We start from the raw sequence: 11,267 nt of genomic DNA, 5'->3' as shown, positions 1-11,267 counted from the left end.
TCAACTCCCGGTATCTTGGCCTGAAACGAGTTCGGAAATCACACTGCCGTCGAGGTGGTCGAGAAGGTCGCGGGCGTCGTCGTACACCTCCGCCGCACCCGCGCCGTCGAGTTCGTCGGTCGACATGCCGCCACTGCGCACTCCCACAGCCACAACGCCTGCCGATGTCGCCGCCTTCATGTCCCAGACGGCGTCTCCGACCATGACCGCATCGCCCGCGTCGACACCTGCCTTCGCGAGCGCGATTTCAATCAGGTCCGGATCAGGCTTGGCCTCGTCGACGGATTCCGAAGAGGTCGCGGCGTAGATCATTTCGTCGATGTCGAGCGTCTGGCGCAACAACTCCAGTTCGTCGTCGGGCGCCGAGGTAGCGAGCACGACGTGCAGTCCGAGCGAGTGAACTCGGCGGATCAACTCTCGCGCTCCCGGCAGTACTCGGAGACGGTCAGCCGACTGCCGGTAGTACTTGGTGTGAAGTTCCTTGGCCCGAGGCCCGCACCCATCGATGTCTTCGCCGAGCAACGTCTCCAGTAGTTGGTCTCCGTCCATGCCGATGCAGCGGTGCACCCGCCACGCGTCAACCGGGCGACCCACCTCGAAGAAGGCTCGTGACCACGCTTCTACATGCAGATAGTTGGAATCGACGAGCGTTCCGTCGATGTCGAAGAGAACTGCACCTGTTGCCATGGGAATTGACTGCCCAACACCTCGGTTCGCGAAACTTGTGCCCCGAGCATTCTCCGCTCGAGAAGCGGATCATGGAGAGTGCGGACAGCAGAAGTGCACGTCGAACAGGGGTGTCGTCATGGAGTCAGTGGTTGTGTTCCTTCTGGCATGCTTCGTCTACTGGTTCGCACTGCTGTAGTTGGGCAGACAAAAACGGACCGCTGCCGGGAAGTGATTTCCCTTGCAGCGGTCCGCATTCGGTAAACCTAGGCGATGCTCATGTCAGCGGGTCACTGACCTGCGCGTACACCTTCTTCGACGCGCTTGCCCAAATCTGCGTCGACGTTCTTCCAGTACTCGAAGACACGCAGTAGAACTTCTTCGCTGACGCCGGCAAGGGCGTGGCCGACGATGTTGCTCCCCAGGCGCTCACGAGCTGCGTCGTCGAGAACTTCACGGACCAGCGTTCCGGCCTGCGTGAAGTCGCCGTCCTCGGCGTGCTCGATGTATCCGGCGCGCACTGCCTTGCCGTCGAACGACCACAGGCCTTCGTCACCGGCAACAGACGGATCGGCGTGAGGTCCGCCGTACGAGTTGGGTGCGTACACCGGCGTCGACGGGGAATTGAAGCTGTAACGCATGGCGCCCTCCTTGGAGTAGGAGTTCACCTCGTTCTTCGGCGCGTTGACCGGCAGGTCGGCGTAGTTGGTGCCGATGCGGTAACGATGTGCGTCGGCGTAGGAGAAGACGCGGCCCAGAAGCATCTTGTCCGGGCTGAATCCGATGCCGGGCACCACGTTAGACGGCTCGAAGGATGCCTGCTCGATCTGCGCGAAGAAGTTCTCCGGGTTACGGTTCAGCGTCCACTTACCGACCTCGATCAGCGGGTAGTCCTTCTGGGACCAGACCTTGGTGAGGTCGAACGGGTTGAAGCGGTAGCCTTCGGCCTCGTCGACCGGCATGATCTGAACCTTGAGGGTCCAGCTCGGGAAATTACCGGCCTCGATGGCGTTGTACAGATCCGCGCGGTGGTAGTCGGGATCGCTACCGGCGAGGCTGTCTGCTTCTGCCTGTGTCAGGAACTCGATGCCCTGATCGGTCTTGAAGTGGTACTTCACCCAGAAGCGTTCACCCGCAGCGTTGACCCACTGGTAGGTGTGCGATCCGAAGCCGTCCATGTTGCGCCAGGTCTTCGGGATACCGCGGTCACCCATCAACCAGGTCACCTGGTGAGCCGTTTCGGGGCGCAGAGTCCAGAAGTCCCACTGCATGTCGTGGTCACGAAGACCGGAGCCTGGCAGTCGCTTCTGCGAACGGATGAAGTCGGGGAACTTGATGGCGTCCTTGATGAAGAACACCGGGGTGTTGTTGCCGACGAGGTCGTAGTTTCCCTCTTCGGTGTAGAACTTCATCGCGAAACCGCGCGGATCGCGCCAGGTGTCCGGGCTGCCCTGCTCACCGGCGACGGTGGAGAAGCGGACGAGCGACTCGGTCTTCTTACCCGGCTGCAGGAACGCGGCCTTGGTGTACTTGCTGACGTCGTGTGTGATGACGAGTTCACCGAAAGCGCCGCCGCCCTTGGCGTGGACGATGCGCTCCGGTACACGCTCGCGGTTGAACTGCGCGAGCTTCTCGATCAGGTAGTGGTCGTGAAGGAGCACCGGCCCCTGAATACCCGCGGTCAGCGATTCGTCATCACTTGCGACCGCGATACCGAAATTGTTGGTGGTGGGCTTGGTCATGGCGAAGCCTCCTAGCGTTGTGGGCTGGGCGTCAGAGGAGCGGGGCTGCATCCGAGCCGAACGCATGGGCTGCATGCGAAGGGGCTGGCTCGGAGGTTCTGGACGCATCAATTCGATTCTGCGAGACCGTGTCCGACGCGGTGTCGGATTCGGCAGAATTCTTCAGGCAATCTTCGCAACGGCCCCAGAACACGACCTCGGCTTCGTCGATTTCGAAGCCGTGATTATCGGAAGGTTCGAGGCAGGGAGCTTGGCCGACAACACAATCGACGTCGACGACCTTGCCGCAGCCGCGACAGACGAGGTGATGGTGGTTGTCACCAGTTCTCGTCTCGAACCGTGCGGGTGAACCCGCCGGCTCGATGCGTCGCAGCAATCCTGCGTTCACGCATGCCTTGAGCACGTCGTAAACGGCCTGTGTGGATACCGATCCGAGCTGCTGCCGCACGATTGCTGCAACAGAATCGGCGTCTGAATGCGGTTGGGCTGTAACCGCATCCAGCACGGCGAGGCGCGGAGCAGTGATCCTCAACCCGACGGCGCGAAGTTGCGCTCGGGGGTCGAAGTCATGCTCTCCGTCTCGCATGTTTCCCAGTATGCCGCTTTTCTGGAATTAGTCAAGAAAAGGATTGCCTAAGTTGAATCGAGACCGGCGTCACATACCCGGGGCGGGAACAAATCCGGGGAGACCACCGTTGAACACCCTGTCGGCGTCCGAACAAGCCCCGGGCCCCACCCCTTTTGTCGCTGCGAGCGACCACCCGCCGAGAGGCGCCTGTGGGACGTCGACACCCAACTTTTTACACAACACGAGCAAGGCCGCCCAATCACTGACGGGCGGCCTTGCTCGTTCCTTCGCAGGTCAACCCCCCGCTATCGGTGCTTGGCTGCTCCCGTAGTCATTTTTCCGCCCAGAATCACGGCGCCGTGATGAGTGCCCGATGCCAACCAGTTCGGCAGTGTCGGCCCCTCTGCCTCGACGCTCACGCGCGCATATCGGAACGACCCCGTCAGCCTGGCCGACGCGATCGCCAGACCTCCACCGGATTCCGGCTGCGCAAATCCCAACGCCCCGGCAATCGGCAGACGCGGCCCGAGCATCCGCGTGTCCGAACGCACCCGCCATCCGTCGCCGGTTGCAGTGAATTTTTGCTGCACATCTCCGTCGAACTCGGCCAGAACCTTGGGCAATTGCCAGTGGACTCGCCCGCCGTGCACCGACGGTTCCGAATCCACCGCGATGAAAGGGACCGCCATCCGCGGCATAGGCCCGATCCGTTTCCCTGGCGCATGCAAGACCGGACTGGCGAGGATCTCGCGATACGGGCCGACCGGCGAATCGAGGTAGTCCACCATCATGGCCACCGTCACCGGAATCGTTCGACCGTCTGGCCCGAGTTCCCGCGCCGCCGGCGTACTGCGGTGCCACCACAGCGTTGCGCGAACGGAAGCAGGCCACGGCGGCGGATCGCTCACCGGCCAGTCGACGCGGTCACTTGTCGATTCAGGCACGCTCCACATCGGACACCTTCTCAGCTCGAACGGTCAGGGGAAGCCGCAAAGCACCTGGTGCATGCGTCGGCACCACCGGGTTGGACGGCAACGTCGGATCGATACGTACGTATGGTTCGCCGGTCTTCGGGCGGGCGTCTGCGGCACCTTTGTTCGGCCACATCGCGCACGCTCGTTCCGCCTGCGCAGTGATGGTCAGGGAAGGATTCACGCCGAGATTCGCGCTCACCACCGAACCGTCCATGACGTGCAGGCCGGCATGTCCGTAAGCACGGAGATACGGATCCACGACGCCACTCGCCGCGCTGTCACCGATTGCGCAGCCACCCAGAAAGTGCGCCGTCATCGGGATATTCACGATCTCGGCGATGGAACCGCCCGGGTCACCGTCGATCTTCTCGGCGACCTTGCGAATAGCTGTATGGCCCTGCGGAATCCACTGGGGAGGCGGATCACCCGGTCCCGGCCTACTGGTGAGGGAACGCCCGAATCGTTTGGTGTTCTTGGAAAGCTCGAGGGAGTTGTCGTCGGTCTGCATCACCAGCGCGATGACGGTTCGCTCGGACCAGTTCCGTACCGACAAGGACCGGAAGAACGCACCTGGGTGCCGTGCCGCGACCGCCAGAGTCTTCAGCACCCGGGGAGTTCGCCCACCGCCGTCACTCAGGACGGTCTGCAGAAGTCCTATTGCATTGCTGCCCTTGCCGTATCGCACCGGCTCGATGTGCGTGTGATCATCCGGGTGAAAGGACGATGTGATCGCTACGCCCTGCGTGAAGTTCCGTCGACGCGACTTCGACGTTGCGGCCAGTACGGCTTCGGAATTGGTACGTACAACGGTGCCCAGAGTGTCCGACAGGTCAGGCAGGGCACCGGATTCCTTCATACCGAGCAGCAGTCTCGCCGTTCCGTACGTTCCGGCGGCTACCACCACCTGATCGGCGGTGAACCGAACTTCTCGCCGGCGGACGCCGTCCGTTCGCCTCGCGAGCAGGTGATAACCACCGCTTGCGCTCGGCCGAAGTTCGGTGACGGTCGTGAGCGGATGAACCCTGGCGCCCGCTTGCTCGGCGAGATGGAGGTAGTTCTTGACCAGCGTGTTCTTCGCCCCGACTCGGCACCCGGTCATGCATCCCCCGCATTCGGTGCAACCGGTGCGTTCGGGCCCTTTTCCGCCGAAGAACGGGTCCGGCACGGAAACTCCTGCCTCCCCGAAGAAAACACCGACGGGGGTGGACGTGAAGGTCTCCCCCACGCCCATCTCTTCGGCTACGTCTTTCATCACCGCATCGGCCGGAGTGAAGGACGGATTGGCGCGAACACCCAACATCCGTTTGGCCTGGTCGTAGTACGGCGCCAGTTCGTCGTGCCAGTCCGTGATGTGCGCCCACTGACGGTCTTCGAAGAACCGCTTGGGTGGCTGATACAACGTGTTGGCGTAGTTCAACGATCCGCCCCCGACGCCGGCTCCCGCCATCACGAGTACGTCCGGAAGAAGGTGGATACGCTGAACCCCATAACATCCGATCCACGGCGCCCACAGGTACTTTCGCATCCGCCAACTGGTTTCGGGCAACTCGTCGTCGGCAAACCGTCGACCGGCTTCGAGCACCCCGACACGGTAGCCCTTCTCCGTCAGGCGAAGAGCGGCGACACTGCCACCGAATCCCGATCCGATTACCACCACGTCGTAGTGCGTCGTGGTCATGCCTGGACGCTTTCGATCTTGCGAGCGGAGTAGTTCTCACGATCGAAATGTTCCAGTAGCGAACGGAATTTGAATGTGAACGTCGGCCACTGCACCGAGTTGCGCCCCTCCGGATCGATGTACCAACTCGAGCATCCGCCCTTGTTCCACACCGTGTGCTGCAACTCGTGCTGAATTCCCTTGTTGTAGTGCACCTGTACCGACTCGTTGACATCAAGAGCGTCCAGTCGCTCACGTTTCATGGTGTTCAACGCGTCGTTGACGTACTCGGCCTGGGACTCGAGCATGTACACGATCGAACTGTGTCCGAGGTTGGTGTTCGGACCGTACATGAGGAACAGATTCGGGAACCCGCTGACCGCAGTGCCCTTGTAGGCATTGGGGCTACCGTTCCAATGCGCGGCCAGCGTTTCGCCACGTTTTCCGGTGATCAGATGCGCCACAGGCGGTTCCGTCGGCGTGAACCCCGTGGCGAAGATGATGGTGTCGACCTTGTGCTCGACTCCGTGCCCGTCGACCACCCCGCCCTCGGTGACCGAGACGAGCCCGCTGTCGACCAGGCTCACGTCCGCGCGGTCGAGGGTGCGCAACCAGTCGTTGGACAGAAGCATGCGCTTGCAACCGATCGTGAAATCGGGAGTCAGTTTCCGGCGCAACTCCGGATCTTTCACCTGTCTGCGCAGATGGAGGCGCGCGGCCGCCTCGAAGGCCGGCAGGACCCACGTCGCATGTGACATCGCGGCACCGAGCAACTCGCGAAAACCGTAAACCGCTCCGCGAACAACTTTCTGCGTAGCGGGAATCCGCGAGTAGACGGCCTTCTGCGCCGCAGGCAGGGTGCGATCCATTCGCGGAATCACCCAGGCCGGAGTTCTCTGGAACACGGTGACATGGGCAGCAGGGTCGGCAATTTCGGGAACGAACTGAACCGCCGACGCTCCCGTTCCGATCACGGCTACGCGCTCACCACGCAGTTCGTGTTCGTGGTTCCACGTCGCCGAATGGAAAGTGGTACCGGAGAATTGGTCGAGACCGGGAAAATCCGGGATCTTGGGTGTCGACAACGCCCCGGTCGCAGCGACCAGCGCTTTGGCTGTCAACGACCCCAGGGATGTCCGGACACGCCACAGCGCCGCATCCTCGTCCCACACAGCGGCTTCGAGTTCGCAGTTCAGGATTACGCGATCCCCGATGCCGGTGACTGCCGCCACCTTCTTCAGATAGTCGTAGATCTCGGGCTGACGAGCGAAGGTATGACTCCAATCGGCGCTCGGCGCAAAAGAATACGAGTACAGCGCCGTCGGCACGTCACAGGCGCACCCTGGGTAGGTGTTGTCGCGCCAAGTGCCGCCGATGTCAGCTCCGCGCTCGATCAACACGACGTCCGCCGCGCGATTGTCGCGAAGCATTCTGGCTGCCAAGCCCATACCGGCGAATCCGGCACCGACGATCAGCGTTTCGACATGTTCGGGAAGCTTCACTTCTTCTCCACTCGGGATTGCCAGGCCGGCAACAGTCGCGCTCTGAGCGCGTCGTCGGCTTCGGGTGTACGGAAAAGGGCTGAGACTGCAAGACCGCGGACGAGTTCGATGGTGAGTTCGACCGACTCGGAATCGAATCGATCGCCGAACAACTCGGCGCTACCGAACTCGAGTGCCTCACTGACCTTGCGTTCGAGGGGCACCGTCGCCGCATGCAGAACAGGATCGGTTCGCGCCGCGACCCACAATTCGAGCGCAGCGTAGAACAGCGGCCCGGAGAACGCGTCCGCCAGGACCTCGAGACCTCGGCCGCGATCCACTTCAGCGGTGAGGATTTCTTCCAGTCGCTTGTCGACCAGATACTCGACGGCGGCAACGACCAGCGATTCCTTGGTCGGAAAATGATGCAGTTGCGTACCTCGCGAGACGCCTGCGCGACGGGCGATCTCCTGGGTGCTGGTCCGGGCGTAGCCCAGTTCGACAAGCGATTCGACGGCGGCGTCGAGCAGGCGCCCACGCATCGCGGCAGTTCGTTCGGCCTGCGTACGGCTTACTTTCACATCGGAAGTGGTCTCGGTCACAAGACAACTGTAGAGCCGAAACGTAAAACAGTCCAGGCTGACTTCAAATCTTGATACGTAACATACCGATCAGTCAGCTCTGCCTGATAACGTCCTCGCATCGAGCGGAGGGAAACAATCGCTATGCCAGAGCAAACTGCATTTCCACACCGCCGTGTCGGACTGGTGGAAGACCACGAGTCGGTGGCTATCGGCTTGTCCGTGATGCTGAAGGACGAGCCGGATATCGAGTTGGTGTGCATCGCGACCACTGTGTCCGAGATGCTCGCTCAGAACGTCAGCTTGGATCTGGCAATTCTCGACCTCCGACTGGCCGACGGTTCATCGCCCAAGAGCAACGTCGAGGAACTGCGGGCCGCGGGGCTCGAGACATTGATCTTCACCGGGGCGGAAAACCCGTTCCTCGTTCGCTCGGCTGCCCGTGCCGGTGTGCTGGGCGTCGTGCGCAAGTCCGAACCGACTGCCGTCGTGATTGATGCAATACGCGCCGCCGCGTCGGGAAGGCAGGTGGTGACGACAGAGTGGGCTGCCGCAATCGACGGGGATCCAGGTCTCGACGAGGTGGGTCTGAGCCCTCGACAACTCGAGGTCCTCGAACTACGCATCCGGAGAGAAGGCAGATCGCGTTGCGCGACTCACCGGTTTGGCGCCGCAGACGGTCAACGATTACCTCCAACGCATCAGGCAGAAATATGCGGCTGCCGGACGGCCGGCCCCCACAAAGACAGATCTGTACAAACGCGCGGTCGAGGACGGGGTGTTACCGATTCCGGAACGCAGGAATCTCGGTAGAAATCTGACCTTGACTAACAATGACCTTCAGTAATGAAAAAGTTCGGTAACGATTGATTTCGCTGAGGCTGCCCCTGGAAATATGGGCAGAGGAATTGATGTCTGGGAAAAATGGCCAACTTCGACTTACATTCACCTGTTAAGAAGACGGCGCTGTCGGGGAGTCTGTCATTCCGTTAGACGAAAGAAAGACGAAACTCATGACCGTCACTGTGGAAAACTGCATGACACAAGAGCCTGTCGGACCGCACCTTTCGGAGCGCGAAGTCGAGGTTCTCAGGGAATGGCTACTGAGTGATTCGAAGTCACGCGTCGCTCAAAACCTCTACATAAGCGTGGGAACGGTGGGAACCCACCTGTCCCGGATTCGCGAGAAGTATGCCGACGTTGGAAGGAACGCACCGACGAAATGCGAACTACTCGTGCGAGCGATACAAGATCAGATAGTGACGATCGACGAACTCTGATCGACAAAGTTGCTTTCGACAAAACAGCCACTGCTTCTGACGAAATTCTCAGGCTCTTCGGCCGTTTCATCGGCGCAGGCTATGTCTGCTATCTGATATTGCTCGCCCCTGCCATTGCCGAAGCCACTGCGATGTCCGCGTCTTGGTGGACCCCGCTGGCAGTGGTCGCAACTTTCGGTAGTGGACTGGTATTGGGAGCATCGACGTTTCACGCAGACACCCGGTGGGTGAAACGAGCCGCGAGTGCAAATGCGCTCCTCTACGTCGTGGTCATCCTCCTGTGGTGGCCGGCCTGGAATGGTGAGCACGTCACGGATTTCACCTTGTGGATTTCCAATTTCCCCGGCGTCGCCAGCCTTGCGGCAGCTGCGGCTTGGCGACCGGCCGCTGCCGTCGTGCACCTTTTCGTGGCGGCAACACTCGCACAGTTGACCAATCACATAATCCGGACGAGTCCCACGACGCACCTGCTTGTTCCCGACCTCGCCTTCGCCTGGACATTTTGCGCGGTATTCGTCGCAGCGGCCGTCATGGCCTTGCGCACCGGTCGCGTGCTGGATGCAACTATCGCCACCACTCATGCCGCTGCGGCAGGCGCCGCAGCGGCCGAGGCCAAGTCCGTCGAACGCGAGAGATTCGACGCACTCATCCACGACACCGTGATGTCCACCCTGCTCGCTGCTTCGAGAAACGATGCCGATCCCTCGGTCATCGCTCAGGCACGAAGGACTGTCGAGAGGCTTGACGAACTCCGCTCCGGAACCGATCACGAGACGAGTTTCGACTTCGACGGAATCCTCGCTCAGTTGCGTTCAGCCGCTTCGGAAGTGGACGAAAACATCACGTTCGAGACCGCCCTGTCAGTCGGGTCCGATCCGAGCGGATACGCGCCCGACTCGATTCGTGCGATGGCCGGTGCGATGGCCGAGGCGCTGCGCAACAGCGTCAAGCACGCCGGAAGCAGTGCACGGCGTTCGGTCACGGTCACGGCAACCACCACCCACCTCGAAGTAGTCGTCGCGGACGACGGCGTCGGCTTCGATCCGAGCTCCGTCGAGACGCATCGCCTCGGAATCACTGTCAGCATCCGCGGCAGAATGCGCCAACTCGACGGCGGATCGGCAACCATTCGATCGTCACCCGGCCGCGGCACTTCGGTGACTCTGACCCTGAGCTTGCCCGCAGCGGTGATGGCATGACCAGACCGGACGGACGAGATGTCCGCGATCTCCTCGGTATGCACAGCCGTGCTGCTCGATTCATGGCTGCATGCTTCGCGCTCACCTGCGTGATCTCGGTCGCGTACACCTCCTCCGACGTCCGCGCAGTCTGGCCGATGGTCTTGGCAATTATCGTGTGCTCGACTGCGGCTTTCACACTCGTTCTGAGCCGAGGCGACCCGATGCCGCTGGGGCAGAGCGTTCTGGTGTCTCTGACTGGCGCCGTCACGAGTGGCCTTGTGTTGTCAGTGGTTCCAGTGCCCGTCAACGACATGACTCAATTGTGGATGTTCGGGATGTCTACGGCCGTTTTCACCTTCATGTGCGTTCGTGGGCGTACAGCACTCGCGTGGCTCGGGCTTGGGCTCATGGTGTTGGTGACCGCCATCTGGTCCTCCACTACCGGCCAGGGGGCCATGTACGGAGTGTCGTTGACGGTCATCAACGCGGGCCCTGTTCTGATGTCGACCTTCTTCGCGTACACCATCCGTCCTCAAGCCAGGGTTATCTACGAACTTCGGGAGCAGTCCACCCAACGAATTGCCTCCGCATCCGCTAGCGCTGCGATTCTCGAGGAACGCGACGCGCAACTCGACAGGCTCGATCTACTTGCGCGCCCACTCCTCGAACGGGTCGCTTCCGGGATTCCGCTGACAACCGCCGAGCGGCAAGAATGCGAACTCCTCGAGGCGCAACTCCGAGATTCGCTGAGGGCGCCTGGCTTACAACAGACAGATGTCATCGATGCTGTGCATGCCACTCGAAACCGCGGCGTCGAGGTAGTCCTGCTCGACGACCACGGAATGGATGGCGCTGACCCCGCCGTGCGCGACCGAATCCACGCGAGCATCGTCCGGGAACTCACCGCGATCACGCGAGGCAAAGTGACCATTCGGATCCTTCCACCTCGGCGCACCGCTATGGCCACGATGCTGGTCGACACTGAAGACGTTCGACGAATCGAGTTCGATCACAACGGAATGCAGCTGTTACGGCAGGGAGAGCAGAGGGAACTCGGCGCCTCGTCCATGTCCGTCGATCCGACTACAGACAGCGCCGTCTATCCCGAATAGCTTTCGAGGAGAGTGAGATTCACCG

10 protein-coding genes and 1 pseudogene are annotated in these 11,267 nt (G+C 61.4%); 4 read left to right on the top strand and 7 right to left on the bottom strand.

Annotated elements, in window-relative coordinates; translation table 11 throughout:
- The 7 genes from QM596_RS26315 to QM596_RS26285 all read right to left on the bottom strand — a co-directional run bounded on the left by QM596_RS26315 (position 1) and on the right by QM596_RS26285 (position 7,630).
- Entirely contained in the window at positions 1-687 is a 687-nt protein-coding gene (locus tag QM596_RS26315) for an HAD family hydrolase (protein ID WP_030535692.1), read from the bottom strand.
- A 269-nt stretch (positions 688-956) separates the two neighbouring features.
- The gene (locus QM596_RS26310) at positions 957-2,408 is read right to left on the bottom strand and encodes a catalase (RefSeq protein ID WP_283310282.1); all 1,452 of its coding nucleotides are present in this window, start codon (positions 2,406-2,408) and stop codon (positions 957-959) included.
- 31 nt (positions 2,409-2,439) lie between these two features.
- A complete protein-coding gene (locus QM596_RS26305) occupies positions 2,440-2,994 on the bottom strand; it encodes a Fur family transcriptional regulator (RefSeq protein WP_283310281.1) in 555 nt (184 codons plus the stop codon).
- Between the two features lie 287 nt (positions 2,995-3,281).
- Positions 3,282-3,929 (bottom strand): acetoacetate decarboxylase family protein, encoded by a 648-nt coding sequence (locus tag QM596_RS26300; RefSeq protein WP_019746587.1) that lies wholly within the window; start codon positions 3,927-3,929, stop codon positions 3,282-3,284.
- Positions 3,913-5,628, bottom strand: a complete 1,716-nt coding sequence (locus tag QM596_RS26295) for a GMC oxidoreductase (protein WP_283310280.1) — start codon at positions 5,626-5,628, stop codon at positions 3,913-3,915. The genes QM596_RS26300 and QM596_RS26295 overlap by 17 nt, the downstream gene beginning before the upstream one ends.
- On the bottom strand, positions 5,625-7,109 hold the full coding sequence (locus QM596_RS26290; RefSeq protein WP_021334225.1) for a flavin-containing monooxygenase: 1,485 nt from the start codon (positions 7,107-7,109) through the stop codon (positions 5,625-5,627). The genes QM596_RS26295 and QM596_RS26290 overlap by 4 nt, the downstream gene beginning before the upstream one ends.
- A complete protein-coding gene (locus QM596_RS26285) occupies positions 7,106-7,630 on the bottom strand; it encodes a TetR/AcrR family transcriptional regulator (protein ID WP_020968240.1) in 525 nt (174 codons plus the stop codon). The genes QM596_RS26290 and QM596_RS26285 overlap by 4 nt, the downstream gene beginning before the upstream one ends.
- 183 nt (positions 7,631-7,813) lie before the next feature.
- Here QM596_RS26285 and QM596_RS26280 point away from each other — a divergent pair.
- The 4 genes and pseudogenes from QM596_RS26280 to QM596_RS26265 all read left to right on the top strand — a co-directional run bounded on the left by QM596_RS26280 (position 7,814) and on the right by QM596_RS26265 (position 11,242).
- Positions 7,814-8,516: pseudogene (locus tag QM596_RS26280) on the top strand (response regulator transcription factor).
- A gap of 166 nt (positions 8,517-8,682) precedes the next feature.
- Positions 8,683-8,949, top strand: a complete 267-nt coding sequence (locus QM596_RS26275) for a response regulator transcription factor (RefSeq protein ID WP_019746582.1) — start codon at positions 8,683-8,685, stop codon at positions 8,947-8,949.
- A 131-nt stretch (positions 8,950-9,080) separates the two neighbouring features.
- Entirely contained in the window at positions 9,081-10,148 is a 1,068-nt protein-coding gene (locus tag QM596_RS26270) for a sensor histidine kinase (RefSeq protein ID WP_024487593.1), read from the top strand.
- Positions 10,145-11,242, top strand: coding sequence for a DUF8320 family protein (locus QM596_RS26265; RefSeq protein ID WP_020968238.1), 1,098 nt, complete (start codon positions 10,145-10,147; stop codon positions 11,240-11,242). The genes QM596_RS26270 and QM596_RS26265 overlap by 4 nt, the downstream gene beginning before the upstream one ends.
- Positions 11,243-11,267: the final 25 nt, after the last annotated feature.

The organism is Rhodococcus sp. IEGM 1406 (genome assembly GCF_030056745.1).
Taxonomy (GTDB): Bacteria; Actinomycetota; Actinomycetes; order Mycobacteriales; family Mycobacteriaceae; genus Rhodococcus_F; species Rhodococcus_F erythropolis.
Note: the sequence above shows the minus strand (reverse complement) of the source record. Positions and strands in the feature narration are given on the sequence as shown.

What these genes read in the sequence shown, in the direction of transcription:
- QM596_RS26315 (WP_030535692.1), bottom strand. Translation starts at nt 687, where the DNA reads ATGGCAACAGGTGCAGTTCTCTTCGACATCGACGGAACGCTCGTCGAT.
- QM596_RS26310 (WP_283310282.1), bottom strand. Translation starts at nt 2,408, where the DNA reads ATGACCAAGCCCACCACCAACAATTTCGGTATCGCGGTCGCAAGTGAT.
- QM596_RS26305 (WP_283310281.1), bottom strand. Translation starts at nt 2,994, where the DNA reads ATGCGAGACGGAGAGCATGACTTCGACCCCCGAGCGCAACTTCGCGCC.
- QM596_RS26300 (WP_019746587.1), bottom strand. Translation starts at nt 3,929, where the DNA reads ATGTGGAGCGTGCCTGAATCGACAAGTGACCGCGTCGACTGGCCGGTG.
- QM596_RS26295 (WP_283310280.1), bottom strand. Translation starts at nt 5,628, where the DNA reads ATGACCACGACGCACTACGACGTGGTGGTAATCGGATCGGGATTCGGT.
- QM596_RS26285 (WP_020968240.1), bottom strand. Translation starts at nt 7,630, where the DNA reads ATGCGTGGGCGCCTGCTCGACGCCGCCGTCGAATCGCTTGTCGAACTG.
- QM596_RS26275 (WP_019746582.1), top strand. Translation starts at nt 8,683, where the DNA reads ATGACCGTCACTGTGGAAAACTGCATGACACAAGAGCCTGTCGGACCG.
- QM596_RS26270 (WP_024487593.1), top strand. Translation starts at nt 9,081, where the DNA reads ATGTCCGCGTCTTGGTGGACCCCGCTGGCAGTGGTCGCAACTTTCGGT.
- QM596_RS26265 (WP_020968238.1), top strand. Translation starts at nt 10,145, where the DNA reads ATGACCAGACCGGACGGACGAGATGTCCGCGATCTCCTCGGTATGCAC.